Source organism: Bacillus sp. FSL K6-2869 (assembly GCF_040869405.1).
GTDB lineage: Bacteria > Bacillota > Bacilli > Bacillales > Bacillaceae > Bacillus > Bacillus altitudinis.
The window spans coordinates 1,908,812-1,925,647 of the sequence record NZ_CP152035.1; the positions used below are offsets into that span (position 1 = coordinate 1,908,812).

The window sequence follows — 16,836 nt, forward strand, 5'->3', positions numbered from 1 at the left end:
ATGCCTCCTTTTTAAAGATGGAATAAAAATTTGATCAATCCAATCAAGATTCCGATGATACCGAAGTCTGTATCGCCAAATGTTGTCCCTTCAAAGCCAAGAGTGCCTAACACAGGAAGTAAACAAGCTGGTAAAAATGAAAGGAGTATTCCATTCACAAAGGAACCGGCGACTGCACCTCTCACTCCCCCTGTTGCATTGCCGTATACGCCCGCTGTCGCACCGCAGAAAAAGTGCGGCACAAGTCCAGGTACAATGACAGTTAAACCAAACAATGGAAGAAGGAAAATAGACACGATGCCACCTGCAAAACTGCATAAAAAACCGATGATCACCGCATTTGGAGCAAATGGGAAAACAGTTGGCGCATCAAGTGCCGGCTTTGCCCCTTTGACGAAACGATCGGCAATCCCTTTAAAAGCAGGCACAATTTCCCCGATTGCCATCCGTACACCTGCTAAAATAATGTACACCCCAGCAGCAAAGGTAATGGCCTGAATGAGAATGAAGACAGCAAAGTTCGTACCACCACTAATGTTTTCTATATATGAAATTCCCGCAAACGGTGCAATCGCAAAGAAAAGCAAAGACATCGTAATGGAGATGGCCACCGATGTATCTCTTAGAAAACCGAGTGATTTAGGCACTTGAATGGTTTCCGTTGATTTCTCTGGGCGCCCGACCCATTTGCCGATCATTCCCGCTGTAAAATAGCCGAACGTACTGAAATGACCGAGCGCCAGATCATCACTTCCAGTGACTTTCCTTGTAAACGGCTGAAGGATTGCGGGAGCAATGACCATCGCTGCACCTAATACGATTGAACCAGTGATGATCAGCAGCGTTCCTTGCATGCCGGCTGTTGACAGAACGACTGCAAGCATAGCCGCCATATATAGCGTATGATGACCAGTTAAAAAGACGTATTTAAAGGGTGTGAATTTTGCCAAAAGCAAATTGACCACCATACCAAAAATCATAATGAGCGCTGTCTGTGTACCGAATTCCTTTTGGGCAATGGCCGCCATGGCATCTGTATTTGGGACAACCCCTTGAATGTGAAAGGCTGCTTCAAACATCTTCCTGAAAACCCCAAGTGAATCAGATACGATTGTGGCGCCCGCTCCTAATATTAAAAAACCCATTGTTGTTTTTAAGGTGCCTGATACAGTATCGGCAGCTGACTTTTTCTGCAAAAGTAAACCAGCCAGTGCAAACAAACCGATGAGAATTGCGGGTGTGCCCAATATATCGTTCATGATCAGTTCTATCATGATGTGAATCCCCCTTTTCCGTCGATTATATGTGTTTACGAAGGACGTCTTTAATGGCTTCCTGGTCTAACAAGTTATTTAATCCAGCGACCTTTCTTGTGCCGTCATCCAGCTGATCGATAATGTCTGTTGCGCCAATATAGAGGTCTGCTTGTTCATTTTTGCTTGTACTGAGATCGGTGTGATCCACTTCCGCTAAAAGTCCTAATTCTTCTAAAGCCTTTTTGACATTCATTTCAACAATAAAGCTGCTTCCTAAACCGTTTCCGCATACAACTAGAATTTTTTTCATCCTCTTTTTCCTCCTTTATACTTGTGAAAATTGATTGATTAGTTGTTGGATAGTTGCTAATTCCTCTGCTTCAATCAATTGTCTCACCCGTTTTTCTTCACTTAACAGCATCGTCAGCTGTTTGAGTGCTTTCAGGTGGGTCATACTGTCAATGGCAGCTAATACAATGATGAGCCGAACTTGCTTTTTTCCATCCTTTGAAAAGAAAACGGGCTGATGACATGACATAAGTGACATGCTTAATTTGTTCACGCCATCCTCTGGCCTGGCATGCGGAATCGCCACTTGTGGCGCAATCACAATATAAGGGCCATTTTGATGAACAGACTGGATCATCGCTTTCACATAACTTTCCTGAATCGCTTGTTGATCAAGCAAAGGCTGCGCTGCTTTTGTAATGGCCTCCTGCCATGTGTCTGCTGTTTGCTGGAGCTGAATGGTTTCTTCTGTTAATAAATCGTTTAACACTGGTTTCCACCCTTTCTGGTGTGATACATATGTGGAATGAAGCAGCTCCTTCAAGTCATGAAGCAATGCTTTTTCATTTTGAACGATGGTATGCTGCTGAATGATATTGAATAAAGCATTCACATGTTGCTCATCAAGCTTAGGTTCTGAGCCTTCTCCATATTGAAGCAATGTTTTTTTCTCATAAGCAGTGAGAATAGGGTGAACGAGATGAACAGGTTTTCCTTTAAACGAAATAGGTGTCGTTGACACAACAAAGTCGGCATCAATGGATGTTAATTCTTCATATGAACGTTTTGATAGCAGTCCGCGTATGTCGATGTAGCCGATTAATTCAAGAAGCTGCGTTTTCAGCATGTGACTGGTGCCAATTCCTTCTCCGCAGACAATGTAAACAGAACGTTTCGCAATCGACGAAATCCCTTCTCTTCTCATCCAGCCGCCAAAATGCATCGCCACATAGGCAATTTCATGATCGCTCATCTTTGAACAGGCCGCCTTCTCTAAATGGCAAGCAACCTTTTGCGTGATGTCAAACACCTCTGGCTGTGCATGTTTCATGGAATCTGTTAATTCATTGATGATATCAATGTGATAGATGAGCCTATAATAGGCCGGAATTAAATGCATGGTTAAGTTTTGTTCCAAGACTTCTACTTCCTGGAAGGAAATACACGCATAACGCTGAAAGTCAATGATCATTTGTCTCGCAATGGTTCGAATGAGATGTTCTTCTGGTTTTTGACTTGTTGGAAGTTTTTGTTTTTTGGCACTGAGCCATAGCGTACTAAGAAAATAGATTTCATCATCATGAACCAAAAGACTGGTTTCTTTTTGAATTTGCGCCATGAAACGAATAGCAGCCAAGCATTCATCTGTTTCCTGCAGTGTCCGTTTTTCTTCTGTTGAAATGTGTACAGCACGTCCTAGCTTCATCCGTTTAAAGTAGAAAAAGAGATCCATAGACAGCTGATCCAGCATGTCATCTGCAAACTCAAGCTTCAGATCTTGTTCGGACTGTTGAAGGAGAGCATGTATTCTCTTATATGAGATAGGACCCTTTAACCAAACCGATGGAAATGTTTTTTCATTTTTTATCATGTTGCGAATGAAATGAATATAAGGTTTCAGCGCCAACCGAATTGTTCTTTCTTCTCCTGAAATTAAATAGCCACTGGCCGCCTGATAATGAAGTGTAAGCTGCTGTTTTGAAAGTGCTTCTTTTAGTTGTTTCATATCTTCAAGCAGTGTATTGCGGCTTACCTTCGTCATCTCCATAAAATCATCAATTTTTAGATGCTTCTCACTGCATGTAATGGATAGGAGCAAGATGGCACGTCTTTCTTTTACACATGGTTCATAGTCATGACCGACTAGAACGGTGTCAGCTTTTTCGATAATGACTTCTTTCTCGTGTGGATTTAAATAGTAGCCTCGTTGATCTTTTCGCTGGACGCCACTAAGCTGATGGGTTTCCAGCCAGCTATTCATTCGCTTGATTTCAGCGTAGACCGTTCGAGTAGAGACATTCAGTCGATTCTGTAAATCTTCAATTGATAGATAAGTGGTCGTGTGAAGCAGCATCGATAATAAAGTCGTGCCCCTCTTGGTTAAGTGCAGTTGGAATCCCTCCCTTCTTCCCTTTGGTTATAAGTCTAATCAACTCACATGTGTCAAAGAAGTCCAAATGTCTTCAGTAAATGCTGTGCAGCTTTTGGATGCTGTTTTTTCGTCAAAAAAGCACACCCGTATGAGTGTGCTTTCAACCTTATAGACAAAGATTTCTTAGTCTTCTTTTACTTGAAAGAAAACGATGCTAACGATGTCGTGAATGTTCTGGTAAATCTTTCTTCACAAATTAGTGTTTTGCATCAGTTCATATTTCTTCTGTGTTCAATCCCAATAATAAATATAGTGCTGAGTTGAAGAATCGCTTGTCATCCCCATTTTTTCATACAATTGTTGTGCTTTTATATTAGAAGTTGCTGTTTCTAAACAGATAAATCGGGCTCCTTTATCGTTTGCAAATGAAAATGCTTTTTTCATCAATTCCTTACCTACTCCCTTTTGACGAAAATCGTTTATAACAAACAAATCATTTAAAATGAACGCATCTTTCATCGCAACAGATGAAAATGTGGGATACAGTTGTACAAATCCTACATATTGTTCACCTTGCTTTGCAACAAGCAAAATAGACTCTTGTTTACGGTATCGTTCCACTAGAAAATGATAAGCAGCTTCTACATTAGAAATCTGCTTATAAAATTGGCGATATTGATCAAATAGAACCGAAACTTGTTTTAAATCATTTTCATTAGCTCTTACTATATCCACTCTTCTATCCCCTTTTCATATCAATTAATAGTATAATAATCGATATTCTGACATGTAAAAATGTACAGATTTATACTTTATTAAATGTCAGGAGGGAGGAATGAAGAAATGAAACATTATATTTTCCCTTTCAGTGCCAATCAACCAAAATATAAACAAATTTATGAACAATTTAAAAAATTAATCGAGGAGGGAAAGTTAAAAACAGGAGAAAATCTTCCTTCCATTCGTTCACTAGCCAATGAGCGTAAAAGCTATAGTGTCAATGAATTTGAACCAATATTTCTTCATACCCCGATTCCAGAAGAAACTAGAAATGAACCAATACAATTGATCGATTTCATTGATTTCAAAGCAAGTACTGTTGATGAGGAACAATTCCCTTTAAAAGTTTGGCGGCAATTTTCCAACAAAGTGCTGCAGCAATCCATTAGCTTTCAATATGGAGATCCTTTTGGAGAACCGGGGTTTAAACAAGAACTGACTGATTATTTATTTCAAGCGAGAGGTATGATCATTAACCCCAAAAATATTATCGTTGGAAGTAATACACAGCAACTACTGTTGTATTTGGGATTTCTATTAAAAGAAAGTTTTTCTAGTATGATTGTTGAAAACCCTGGTTATAGCGGTGTACGGGAGGTCTTTCATTTACATGGATTTGAAATGGAGAGTATTCCTGCATTAAAACAGGGTGTATTATTGGACCAACTTGTACATAAAAATGGGAAATTATTGTATATAACACCTTCACATCAATATCCTACTGGTACTGCACTATCGATTCAACAAAGAATTGAATTGATTCAATGGGTACGATCAAATAACGGTTTCTTATTAGAGGACGATTACGATGGAGAATTTCGATATGGACAAAAACCGTTTCCTGCTTTAGCCTCTTTAAATGCTGCACATGTCATTTATTTTGGTACGTTTTCAAAAGCATTTCTACCAGCTATACGATTAGCATATATGGTTTTACCTGATTCATTAATCAATATCTATATGAGTAAATTTGAACATTTCGAACATAATGCTTCTTTATTGCACCAACTGACCATGACTGAATTTATGAAAAGTGGTGAATGGACAAAGCATATTAAGCGTATGCGCAATACTTATAAAAGGAAAATGAATTTATTGGTACAACAAGTTCAACATTTATTTGGAAAACAAATTGAGATCATTGGTGACAATGCAGGGTTATATATTATGTTACGTATACACACACCCCATTCCGAAAAAGAATTAATTGAAAAAGCTCTTCAACAGCATGTTAAAGTGTATCCTACAAGTCATTTATTTATCGAAAATCCACCTGTACAACCGCACATACTGCTCGGTTTCGCAAACCTTACTCTTGAACAAATCGAAAGAGGCATTTGTTTATTAAAAGAAGCATGGAAATAAAATTGATGGTTCATTGAAGGTTTTTTTGTAACTTAGATGGATAAACTCATCTAACGCTTCCTCTGGCGAATCAATATCCTGATGAAATGTCCCATCTAAAAAATCTTCTAACTTCTTTAAATAACTGGAGCTATCATTCATTGAATCACCTCTGCAATGTATTATATCTTTTCTACTATTGAAAAAAAGTTAAATAAAAGGGTATAACATCTTTTATATGACCAATATGTTATACCCTTCTTCTTAAACTAACGCATCTGTTAGCATAACAAGAAAATGATTATTTTATTTTTTTTAGCATTTTAAAATTATCCAACTTAACCCCCTTTTTTTCCACAGTTTGTGAACAAACAATTTTGTAACCTAGATGTTCAAAAAATGGCTTAGCTGTAATACTTGCTTCGGTATCAATTTCTAAAAGATTTAGTTTCTTTGCCTCAGATTCGAGCATATCAACTAAAGCTGTGGCTATACCTTGTCCTTGATAATCTTTATGAACGAATAGTCTATCTAAGTACCCGGTATGCGTTAAATCGCTAAAACCAACAACTTTATCATTCACTTTAGCAACAAATGTTATATTTTGACCCAATGATTCCTTCCAAGAATTCATTTTAGATTCTTTTTCATCTCTTGGTGCCCAAGCATCCAATTGTACTTGGGAATAATTTTTTGAATTTACGGAATGGACTGTTTCATAAAACAATGAAACAATCTCTTTTGTATCAGTTTCCTTAAACTTTATAATCTCCACTTTCTGTTATACCTCCCCTTATTAGGATAAGCATCCTATGTTGTTATTCTCAATGAGAACTTCTTGCACCCTCATAACACATTTCTCATAAAAGATATTACCGCTTCGTCTAAAGGCCTCACATTGTCCTTTCTTACGCCTTAGACTTAAGCAATTGCAGCTCTTGATCCATGACCTCAGCTGCCTCGGTAATAAATTGAATGATTAAATCCAATTCTTCAGGCTTGTATTCATTTGTGAGTTTTTTGGTGGATGCCGATAAAGATAGAAAGAGTTCCTTCACCTGTGATTTCCCAGCCGTTAATGGAACAATGATGACTCTTCTCTTGTCTTTTGGGTCCTTCTCCCTTTTGACGTAGCCTGCTTTTTCTAACCGGTCAATGAGAGCTGTGACCGCACCTGAGCTGAGACCGGTTTTTTCACTTAATTCACCTGCTGTGAGTGGTCCAAGTTCGTTTAACAAATCTGCTGATTTGAGATCTGTTGGGAAAAGGCCGAGCGATTGAGCGGCTGCTTGGTGAAATAGGACTGTTCGTGTAGCAAGGCGTCTCATTGTATGTATGATCTGGTCCGCTCGATCTTCTGCCTCGTTCTTTATTGACAACTTGTTCTCCTCCCTTTAAAATCAATTTATCTTGATCATCAAGATAAATGTTCTCTTACTTTATAATTAACTTGATCATAGCAAAAAAGTGAAGAGAACGTAAGCAGGAGGTAAATGAAATGAATAACGTGGATCATAAAGGCAAGGCATCCACTCGCTTTGTTGTCATCGGGTTGCTGTTAGGGATTTTTATGGCAGCGATGGACAACACCATTGTCGCAACAGCAATGGGAAGCATCGTCGCCGATTTGGGCAGTTTTGATAAATTTGCTTGGGTGACTGCTTCTTATATGGTGGCAGTGATGGCCGGTATGCCGATTTATGGAAAGCTTTCAGATATGTATGGTCGAAAGCGTTTTTTTCTGTTTGGACTTATTTTCTTTTTAATTGGATCTGCGCTGTGCGGCATCGCACAAACAATGGATCAGCTCATTATTTACCGTGCGATTCAAGGACTTGGAGGCGGTGCTCTTCTTCCGATCGCTTTCACGATTATCTTTGATATCTTCCCGCCAGAAAAGCGCGGGAAAATGTCCGGTATGTTTGGTGCAGTTTTTGGTCTATCCAGTGTATTAGGACCGCTGTTAGGAGCAATTATTACGGATTCGATCGGCTGGCATTGGGTGTTTTATATTAACGTACCAATTGGTATCGTCAGTGTGTTCTTGATCGCCAAATTTTATCAAGAATCGCTCGAGCATCGTAAGCAGAAAATTGACTGGTCAGGTGCCATTACACTTGTCGTTGCGGTTGTCAGTTTAATGTTCGCTCTTGAGCTTGGCGGTAAATCGTATGCATGGGATTCTGTTCAAATCTTGACACTATTTGCTGTGTTTGTTGTCTTTGGCACCATCTTCTTCATTGTTGAACGAAAGGCAGAAGAACCGATTATTTCTTTTTGGATGTTTAAAAATCGTTTGTTTGCGACATCTCAAATTTTGGCGTTTTTATATGGCGGGACGTTTATTATTCTAGCTGTCTTTATTCCTATCTTTGTCCAGGCGGTGTACGGTGAATCTGCAACAAGTGCCGGGTTCATTTTAACACCGATGATGATTGGTTCCGTGATTGGCAGTATGATTGGCGGAACGATGCAGACGAAAGTACCTTTTAGACGATTAATGACCATCTCTGTGATTTCATTTTTTGCTGGAATGCTGCTGCTTGCCAATATGTCGCCTGATACAGCAAGATTGTGGCTTACGCTCTTTATGATGATTTCAGGTTTTGGCGTTGGATTTAGCTTCTCCCTTCTGCCATCTGCTTCAATGAATGATCTCTCTCCGCGCTACCGCGGCAGTGCTAATTCTACCAATTCGTTCATGAGATCACTTGGGATGACTTTAGGCGTGACGATTTTTGGAACGATTCAAACCAATGTCCTGACAAATCGTTTAGCAGATGCTTTTAGCGGAATGAAAGGAGCTTCTTCTCAAGTTGGTGATCCACAAGCCATTTTCCAAGAGGGGGCACGCTCACAAATTCCGCCTGATATTTTAAATAAAGTGATTGATGCGATGTCACAAAGTATTACGTATGTATTTATGATTGCTTTATTCCCGATTGCACTTGCGGCGATTACGGTCGTATTTATGGGAAATGCACGAGTACGTACATCAAATGAAATGAAAGAAAGCGAATAATGTGAAAAAAGCAGAGCGATGCGGCTCTGCTTTTTTTCATCTTATTGATATAAAAGTTGGGCTTTTCCTTCACTGCCAACGATCTTTATTTTAGATGTGACCATGTCTTTGGCTGCTTGTTTTGCTTTTTGTAAATACATACGCGGATCTAAGCTTTCAGGTTCGTTTGAGAAATGATCACGAATCGCTTCAGAGTATGCATTTTTCAGTTCAGTGGACACATTGACCTTTGCCATACCGAGTGCGACACATCTTTTGACATCCTCATCTGGTACAGCTGAACCACCATGAAGGACAAGCGGCACATCGACAAGCGCTGCAATTTGTTCAATGCGGTCAAAGTCGATATCCGGCACCCCTTTATAAATGCCGTGGGCCGTGCCGATCGCAGGTGCTAAAGTAGGTACACTAGTTTCTTCTACAAATTGACGGCATTCTGATGGAATGGCTTTTTGAGCATCCTTTTCATCCACGACAATATCATCTTCTACCCCGCCTACCTTGCCTAACTCGGCTTCTACATTCACACCTACTTTTAAGGCAAGGTCCACCACTTCTTTTGTGCGGCGTACATTTTCTTCATATGAATGCATGGAAGCATCGATCATCACGGATGTATATCCTGCTCGTATACAAGTCAGAATCACATCAAAATCAGTGCAATGATCGAGATGAAGGCCGATTGGTATTTGGTATTGATCAGCTGCCGCCTTTACTGTATCTGCAATGGCTTTTGCGCCAAGCGATTGGACCGTGCCAACCGTTGTTTGCAAAATGACAGGTGATTTTAATTCAGCTGCCGTTTCGAGTACCCAGTAAATACTATCAAAGGAATGTACATTGAATGCGACAATTCCGTATTTTTCTTTTTTTGCTGCTTCAAGCATAGGTGTTGTGGAAAGTAAAGGCATGGTCAAACATCCTCTCTCGTCAAAATATCTGTTTTTAATACAGCGAGCATTTCTTCATTTGTTCTTGTTTCGAGCAGTTTTTGCCGTTTCGTTTCATCCATTAATCCGCGTGAAAGAGCAGAAAGTGCTTGTAAGTGAGTGGTTCCTGCTTCACTTTTTGGAATGAGTAAGGATAAGAAGAAAAAGCAAGGCTTTCCATCAAAAGCGTCCCATTCGATTCCGGTTTCTGTACGGACGATGACGAGTGCCGGTTTTGTGATGGTGTCTGACTGTGTATGCGGAATGGCAAATCCATCTTGAAAGCCGGTTGTACTCAGAGCTTCTCTTTCAGCTAGTCCTTTTTTGACAGCCTCAGGAGATGTACAAATCCCTGCTTTAGAGGCAATGTCAGCTATGGCTGCGAAAACGCCAGCCTGTGAAGAAGCTGTTTCATGTAGATTCATATAAATATGTTCCATCATTTCTCTTCCTCCCTATTAAACTGCGGGTTTGTCTATTTTCTTGCGGTAAAGCCCGTATAAAATCGCACCTACAAGTGAACCGATGAGTATGGAAAGCACCCACTGAAATGCGCCTGTGACGACTGGAAGGACAAGGAATCCACCGTGTGGAGCAGGAACCTGTACGCCAAAGAGATACGTCAATATAGCAGAGATGGCGGAACCAAACATGATAATTGGCAGGACAACGACTGGGTTTTTTGCTGCAAATGGAATGGCTCCTTCGGTAATATGAGTCGCTCCGAGAATATAGTTGATCATCCCAGCATTTCGTTCTTGTGGTGTAAAATGTTTTCGGAAAATCGTTGTGGCAATCGCAATGATAAGCGGCGGTGTGATACATGCTGCTGACACCCCTGCCATGAAGTAAAGGTTACCTTCTGCGAGTAAAGCCGTTCCTGTGACATAGGCTGCTTTGTTAAAAGGTCCTCCCATATCAAATCCACACATGGCTCCAACAATTAAACCTAAAAGCAATGGATTTGTGGATTGAACTGATGAGAGAAAATCCATTAATGAATTATTTAGCCCTGTAATTGGAACTAATAGCGGGGTCATGACAGCCCCAATTAAGAAAATACCAATGACAGGATAGATGAAAATTGATTTTAATCCGTCAAGTGATGCTGGTAATTTTTGAAGCAGGAATTGAAGAAGTACGATGATATACCCTGCTGCAAAACCTGCGATAATACCACCTAAGAATCCAGCGCCTCCATCGTTTGCAAGCAAGCCGCCGATAAATCCGACAACCATCCCTGGGCGTTTGGCGATTGAATCAGCGATAAATGCTGCTAAAATAGGTACCATTAAGCTAAAGCCGAGTCCGCCAATGTTTTTCAAGTAGGCAGCAAACGGATGATACGTTTCATGTTGAGGATCAGCTGAGTAAATACCGAATAGAAAAGATAAAGCAATTAAGACCCCGCCTCCAACAACAAATGGAAGCATGTGTGATACACCGTTCATCAAATGTTTGTAGATGGTGTGTATCCACTTATTCGCTGACTTTTGTTGAGCTGATGAAGGCGCAGATGGTTTTTCTGTTCCAGAAGCTCTTCCTTTCACTTGATGAACGGGTGCTTCTCCATTGATAATGCCTTGAATCAGTTCATTTGGTGTGCGAATCCCCTTTGCTACAGGCACTTCAATGAGTGGTTTGCCGTGAAAACGATCTGTATTCACATCTTTGTCAGCAGCGACAATGACTCCATCAGCCTCCAAAATGTCTTGATCCGTTAAAGCGTTTTCAATTCCTACTTGACCATGCGTTTCAACTTTGATGTCGACCCCTAATTGCTCAGCTGCGATTTTTAATGCCTCAGCTGCCATAAATGTATGCGCAATGCCTGTTGGACAGCCAGTGGCAGCGACAATTTTCTTGCGGCTCATGTGAACTCCCCCTTATATGTTCTGAATGTGTATTTGCTCAATTAATGAATCAATGTCATGTAAATCACTTAACCCTTTTGAAAAGGCGGTAGATGCCCCTGTTGCAATGCCGTAGCGTAAGCATTCTTCATGAGGTTGTCCTTCCAGCTGTTTACTTAGGAATGCAGCGAGCATGGCATCACCAGAACAAGCCGTGTTTACGACCGTTCCTATTGGTGCATTTCCTTTTAATACGGCTTCGTTTGTAAGGAATAGAGCTCCTTCCCCTCCTCGGGAAATGAGTACTTGCTCTGCACCCATCTCGATCAGCTTTCGTCCTGATTCAACGAGTTCTGTTTCTGATAAACGGTGGGTTTTTCCAAAAAATGCGGCTATCTCTTCTTCATTTGGTTTTAGTAAATATGGTTTGTATTGAAGTGTTTCTAAAACCGCTTTAGAGCTTGTGTCTAAAATAAATTTCACGTTGTTTTGATGACAAATAGCGGCTATCTCTGAGAAAATGCTAGCAGGAACGCCTTTAGGCAGACTGCCTGACATAATGAAGATGCTGCCTTTTGGAATGGTCGAGATTTTTTCGCGAAACGCATCAAGCGCTTTTGCCTCAATAGCAGGTCCTTGATTCACAAGTTTGTATTCTTCCGTTGTGTTAATAAATACATTAATGCGTGTAATCCCATCCACTGGGATAAAATCGGTTTGAATGGAGAGATCGTTTAACGATTGTTCAATATATGAACCTGAAAACCCAGCAATAAATCCTAATGCAGTGCTGGTGAAGCCATATTTCTTTAGCATAATGGACACATTAACACCTTTTCCATTCGGCTGATAATCCTCATCTTCCGTGCGGTTGACTGTATCTGCCCGCATTTCTTTTAATGCAATATATAGGTCAATAGCAGGATTTAAGGTGCAGGTATAAATCAATTGGTTTCACCTTCTTTCTTTTCTCTAAAGAAAGTATCTCATACGATTCAGTGAAAATGTTTTCAGATTGTGTAAAGGTTTTCACGGTAAAAAGCCTCCCATCATAAAGTGTGGAAGGCTTTTTGAGTGTTTATTTCATCCGAATCACATAGGCGTCTAGTAAAATGCGGGCAATGACATGAAGCGACAGGCGGGACCTGACTTCATAATCTGGGAAGAATGATTGTTCCCCTTTATATCCGACGAGTGTCATATCTGATATTTTACTTAATGTAGAATCAATTCTAGTTGTGACCGTAATGGTCGTGACCTGCTTCATACTGAGGTTTTGACAGGCTTCCACTAGTTCCGACGTTTCTCCATTTAATGAAACAAAGATGGCAAGTTCGTTTTTATCAATGTCACGCGATTTGAGCCGAATGATATTCGGGTCGTCATGTACCTCGCATGTTTTTCCGATGAGCTGCAATTTGATGGTCATCTCTTTAGCGATCATCTCTGAAAAGCCTCTGCCAAAAATATAAATTTTGTCCGCATCATGGATCTTTTGAACCGCATCTTCAATTTGCCCAATACTTTGCAGTTGAATCGTCTTTAAGACCTCTTCTTCATTTTTTCGAATGGCTAGTTTGATGTCTTCGTCAATATTTTTTAGTTGATCACTATCATCTGTCATTTTCTTTTCTTGCTTCAATCGATATTTAAAAGATGTATAGCCATTGTATCCGATTTTCTTCATCAGTCTGACAATGGTCGCTGTCGACACGTTGGCTCTTTCACTTAATGTGACGATGGATAAGGTGGAGATATCCTCTAAATGCTGGTGAATATAATGCAGTAAATAACGTTCTGTTTCACTTAACGTTTGATACACATCACTTGGTATATTAAATAATGGTTCATTCAATGCGATTCCCCCTTACTCATTTCATACTATAATTAAATGCCCTATGAAAACAAGGTGATTCTTTTATCCTGTATTTTTCGTTGGAAAAGCTGGATGAGTGAAATTTTGTTTTTAACATAAACTAAGAAAAAGAACGGTTTGTGTGAAAGGAGTTGATCACTGTGCTTCAATTCTTGTTTTTTCTGATCCTTTTATATGTGGTGTATGTATTTTTGACCGCATTTGTCTTGTTTTATTTACCGTTTCAAAAAACATGTAAAGAACATTGCATCTATAAAGCCTCTTCTATCTCAGGAGACGACCAAGGCATAAATCAAGTCATGCTGCTTGATGACGGATTTGAATCAGGTCAAGTGAGAGTTCAAATGATTCGAGAGGCTGAAAAGAACATTCGTTTGAGTTATTATTCCATTCAAAAAGGAAAAACCGCCGAATGGGTGCTTGGTGCTTTAATTGAAGCGGCTGATCGAGGAGTAAAAGTTCAGCTGTTGTTAGATGGCATTTGCCATAGCCTGCGTGGACCGCTAAAGCATTTGCGTTATGCTGTGGCGAATCATCCGAATATGGCCATTCGTTTTTATGAGCCTTTTCGTTTGTTCAAGCCATGGACGTGGCATAACCGCCTTCACGATAAGCTTCTTTTGGCAGATGGCAGGGTCGCTGTCATGGGCGGCAGAAATATTGGTGATAAATACTTTGCAGATCAGCCGCCGAAAGACTTTGCGTATGACCGAGATGTGCTGCTGTACAACGCCAAAAAAGGAAAAGTATTAGATGAAATGGAACAGTATTTCGTTTATTTGTGGAATCATGATTTTACGAAAAGAACGAAAGATGTATTTTCCAAGGCAAAAGCGAAAAAAGGAAAAAAGTTAAGAAAACAGCTGCTTCGATCTTATCAGGAAGCCATTCGTACAAAAGAACCCTTTGTCACGTCCACATATGATTGGGCAAAAGACGCCATTCGTGCAAAACAGATTGCATTTTTCACAAATCCAGTGGAACGCTTAAATAAACGTCCGCTCGTCTTGAAAAAGTTAAACGATCTCGCACAGCGGTCAAAGCGTTCGGTTCTTATCCAGACGCCTTATGTCATACCGACACGGCCAATGAAAGACGGACTCACGCCATTACCAAGTGATATTCAAACGACGATCGTGACGAATTCTCTTACAGCGACACCAAACCCTTTAGCATTTGCAGGATATTTAAGCACGAAAAAGGAATTGATGAAAACAGGTGTTCATTTGTATGAATATCAAGGTCCGTATTCAATTCACGCCAAATCAATGGTCATTGATGATAACTTAAGTATTATTGGAACATATAATCTAGATGCAAGATCCAGCTTTTTAAATACTGAATCGATTTTGGTGATTGATAGTGCACCATTTGCGTTATCTCTGACGGAAGCAATCGAACGAAAAATCGCTTATAGTGTTCTCGTAGCGAAAGATCGGACAGCATATAAAGCAAGCGACTATGGACAGAAAAAAAAGCCTTTCATGAAAAGGCTCCTTTTAACTGGTTTATCTACCATAACGGTTTTATGGCGGCGGTTGATTTAAATAAAAGGGCAGCTACTTTTGTGGCAGCCCTTTTTCTCTTGACTGCTCCTCTTCTACTGGTTCAAGCTTGGTTAACTTAAATACTAGGATTCCTGCCACAATGACAAGTACACCTAATAATTTTGTAAAAGAAAATGTTACTTTTTCTAACCCAAGCCAGCCAAGCGAATCAAATAGAAGCGCACAACCTAGCTGGGAGGTGAGAACAATCGAGATTCCATAAGTGGGACCGAGACGTTTGATGCTCTGAACAAGACAGATGACAACGCCTACCCCGATGGCTCCGCTTATCCAGTACCAGGCTTCCATATGCCTTAATTGAAACATGCCGGTTCCTTCTAACAAAAGACCCATCAGAAGTGAAGCGATAAAGCCCATTCCTAGAACTAGCGTCGTTGTTGACCAAGAGCCTGTATGCTCATTGACTTTACTATTAAAAATGGTTTGTAAGCTGACAAGTGCCCCAGCAGTGACAGCTAATATTATTCCTATGATCATATAAAAGTCCCTTCGTTTCTTCTATTCATAAATGTTGTGTTCTGCTATTTCTAAAAGCCCTTTTTGATCACAAATCGTAATCTTTCCTCTTCGCCTTTCAATCAGCCCTTTTTCTTGGAACTGCTGAATGACCCGGTTAATATGGCGGTAGCTTGTTCCAATTAAGCTCGCTGCATCCGTGAGGCGAAGCGGCCGTGCGCGTGCGTCATCATCACTTGTTAAAACAGACAATAAATAGCTTGCAAGCCTGACCTCTACAGGGTATAAAAGGTGGAAGCTTAAATCATTTGATTTTGTATAAAATTTGTTTGTGATGCCCTTGAGCAAAAAGGTTAAAACTCGAGGATCGTCCTTTGCATGCCGCATGAGGGCTTGATGAGAAATCCTGAGCATATGTACTTCTGTAACGGCTTCAACTGTATTGACCATATCTGTCTGCTGAACGTATTCAATATCTCCAATCGCTTCAAGAGGGTTTTTAAAGCAAAGAATAAATGTTTTTCCTTCTTTTGTGGTGGTGAAAATCTTTAATTTCCCTTTCACCAGCAAGTACATATACTCCCTTTTATCCCCTTTTGAACAAATCAGCTCACCTTGCTGATAGCACCACAAGCTCACATGTGAGATGAGTTTTTGATGAAAGACATTCTGTAACTGATGCGTCTTCATATAAGAGGAAAAAAGAGATTCATCATGCAGCTCCTCCATCTGATGCCCTCCTTTATAGTTTTAAGATGATGACGCCTGCAATCATTAAAAAGATGCCTGCATAATGGGGCCATTTCATTTTTTTCTTCTGAACACCAAACCATCCTTTTGCATCGATGGCAAAGGTAAACGCAAGCTGTGCGATAAGTAAAGCAGCGATGGTGAGTGTCACACCAATGATTTGAATGGCAGTGACCTCATTAAAGATAATAATGGCTGCAAATGCACCTCCAATTAAATAAAGAGGCTGCACTTTTTTGTATTCCTTAAAGTGGCCATCCCGTACGATGAGTAAAATGACGAGAGAGATGATAAACCCTGTCAGCTGCGTGATCGTTGCCGCCTGCCACGTCCCGATATCTTGACTAATTCTGGCGTTGGCTACGCCTTGCAGTGTAATACAAGCGCCTCCTAATAATGCAAAAATAACACCTTTCATTCGTTCAAAAGCTCCTTCTTTTTTCAGTCTAGTTCCATTAAATGATAGATGCCCTCATGTTGAAAAGGACATATGTCCCACTTTGCGTATTATATCAGAAACTTTTTCTCATGCAGTTTCTCCGTTTTAGATTTTTCACAGTGGGTACAGTTTTATATGAGCTGAAAACAGAATATTGGATTGAATCACACATAAAAAGGAGAC

17 protein-coding genes are annotated in these 16,836 nt (G+C 40.2%); 3 read left to right on the plus strand and 14 right to left on the minus strand.

Annotated features, from left to right (window positions below):
* Positions 1-11 precede the first annotated feature (11 nt).
* The 4 genes from MHI58_RS09815 to MHI58_RS09830 form a co-directional block, all read right to left on the minus strand.
* Positions 12-1,274, minus strand: coding sequence for a PTS ascorbate transporter subunit IIC (locus MHI58_RS09815; RefSeq protein ID WP_056408609.1), 1,263 nt, complete (start codon positions 1,272-1,274; stop codon positions 12-14).
* A 25-nt stretch (positions 1,275-1,299) separates the two neighbouring features.
* The gene (locus tag MHI58_RS09820; RefSeq protein WP_017359544.1) at positions 1,300-1,566 is read right to left on the minus strand and encodes a PTS sugar transporter subunit IIB; all 267 of its coding nucleotides are present in this window, start codon (positions 1,564-1,566) and stop codon (positions 1,300-1,302) included.
* A gap of 15 nt (positions 1,567-1,581) precedes the next feature.
* Positions 1,582-3,654, minus strand: coding sequence for a BglG family transcription antiterminator (locus tag MHI58_RS09825; RefSeq protein WP_258165330.1), 2,073 nt, complete (start codon positions 3,652-3,654; stop codon positions 1,582-1,584).
* A 273-nt stretch (positions 3,655-3,927) separates the two neighbouring features.
* Positions 3,928-4,371: a GNAT family N-acetyltransferase gene (locus tag MHI58_RS09830; RefSeq protein WP_041507189.1), complete on the minus strand. Its 444-nt coding sequence runs from the start codon at positions 4,369-4,371 to the stop codon at positions 3,928-3,930.
* Between the two features lie 108 nt (positions 4,372-4,479).
* Between MHI58_RS09830 and MHI58_RS09835 the strand changes: the two genes are divergently transcribed.
* Complete coding sequence (locus MHI58_RS09835; protein WP_045034783.1) at positions 4,480-5,781, plus strand: PLP-dependent aminotransferase family protein; 1,302 nt, start codon at positions 4,480-4,482, stop codon at positions 5,779-5,781.
* A gap of 280 nt (positions 5,782-6,061) precedes the next feature.
* Here MHI58_RS09835 and MHI58_RS09840 read toward each other — a convergent pair whose 3' ends face one another.
* The gene (locus MHI58_RS09840; RefSeq protein WP_045034782.1) at positions 6,062-6,535 is read right to left on the minus strand and encodes a GNAT family N-acetyltransferase; all 474 of its coding nucleotides are present in this window, start codon (positions 6,533-6,535) and stop codon (positions 6,062-6,064) included.
* Positions 6,536-6,668: 133 nt separating this feature from the next.
* On the minus strand, positions 6,669-7,088 hold the full coding sequence (locus MHI58_RS09845; RefSeq protein ID WP_045034820.1) for a MarR family winged helix-turn-helix transcriptional regulator: 420 nt from the start codon (positions 7,086-7,088) through the stop codon (positions 6,669-6,671).
* Between the two features lie 170 nt (positions 7,089-7,258).
* Between MHI58_RS09845 and MHI58_RS09850 the strand changes: the two genes are divergently transcribed.
* Positions 7,259-8,782, plus strand: coding sequence for an MDR family MFS transporter (locus MHI58_RS09850; protein WP_017359534.1), 1,524 nt, complete (start codon positions 7,259-7,261; stop codon positions 8,780-8,782).
* A 41-nt stretch (positions 8,783-8,823) separates the two neighbouring features.
* Here the strand turns inward: MHI58_RS09850 and MHI58_RS09855 are convergent, their stop codons facing one another.
* From MHI58_RS09855 to MHI58_RS09875, 5 genes are all read right to left on the minus strand, one after another.
* Positions 8,824-9,693 carry a class II fructose-bisphosphate aldolase gene (locus tag MHI58_RS09855; RefSeq protein ID WP_025207447.1) on the minus strand — a complete coding sequence of 290 codons (870 nt, stop codon included), beginning with the start codon at positions 9,691-9,693 and terminating at the stop codon, positions 8,824-8,826.
* Between the two features lie 2 nt (positions 9,694-9,695).
* Positions 9,696-10,154 (minus strand): PTS sugar transporter subunit IIA, encoded by a 459-nt coding sequence (locus MHI58_RS09860; RefSeq protein ID WP_039167830.1) that lies wholly within the window; start codon positions 10,152-10,154, stop codon positions 9,696-9,698.
* Between the two features lie 15 nt (positions 10,155-10,169).
* A complete protein-coding gene (locus MHI58_RS09865; RefSeq protein ID WP_045034781.1) occupies positions 10,170-11,585 on the minus strand; it encodes a PTS fructose transporter subunit IIC in 1,416 nt (471 codons plus the stop codon).
* Between the two features lie 12 nt (positions 11,586-11,597).
* Positions 11,598-12,512: a 1-phosphofructokinase gene (gene pfkB / locus MHI58_RS09870; RefSeq protein ID WP_041092776.1), complete on the minus strand. Its 915-nt coding sequence runs from the start codon at positions 12,510-12,512 to the stop codon at positions 11,598-11,600.
* A gap of 130 nt (positions 12,513-12,642) precedes the next feature.
* Positions 12,643-13,419: a MurR/RpiR family transcriptional regulator gene (locus MHI58_RS09875; protein ID WP_007499235.1), complete on the minus strand. Its 777-nt coding sequence runs from the start codon at positions 13,417-13,419 to the stop codon at positions 12,643-12,645.
* A 161-nt stretch (positions 13,420-13,580) separates the two neighbouring features.
* Here MHI58_RS09875 and MHI58_RS09880 point away from each other — a divergent pair, with 161 nt between their 5' ends.
* Positions 13,581-14,987 carry a phosphatidylserine/phosphatidylglycerophosphate/cardiolipin synthase family protein gene (locus MHI58_RS09880; RefSeq protein ID WP_045034780.1) on the plus strand — a complete coding sequence of 469 codons (1,407 nt, stop codon included), beginning with the start codon at positions 13,581-13,583 and terminating at the stop codon, positions 14,985-14,987.
* A 12-nt stretch (positions 14,988-14,999) separates the two neighbouring features.
* On the opposite strand, the gene MHI58_RS09885 is transcribed toward MHI58_RS09880, so the two are convergent.
* The 3 genes from MHI58_RS09885 to MHI58_RS09895 are packed head-to-tail and all read right to left on the minus strand — an operon-like array spanning position 15,000 to position 16,632.
* Positions 15,000-15,485 carry a DMT family transporter gene (locus MHI58_RS09885; protein ID WP_024718278.1) on the minus strand — a complete coding sequence of 162 codons (486 nt, stop codon included), beginning with the start codon at positions 15,483-15,485 and terminating at the stop codon, positions 15,000-15,002.
* 21 nt (positions 15,486-15,506) lie between these two features.
* The gene (locus MHI58_RS09890) at positions 15,507-16,193 is read right to left on the minus strand and encodes a Crp/Fnr family transcriptional regulator (protein ID WP_039167844.1); all 687 of its coding nucleotides are present in this window, start codon (positions 16,191-16,193) and stop codon (positions 15,507-15,509) included.
* A 13-nt stretch (positions 16,194-16,206) separates the two neighbouring features.
* The gene (locus tag MHI58_RS09895; RefSeq protein ID WP_008343684.1) at positions 16,207-16,632 is read right to left on the minus strand and encodes a DMT family transporter; all 426 of its coding nucleotides are present in this window, start codon (positions 16,630-16,632) and stop codon (positions 16,207-16,209) included.
* Positions 16,633-16,836 lie beyond the last annotated feature (204 nt).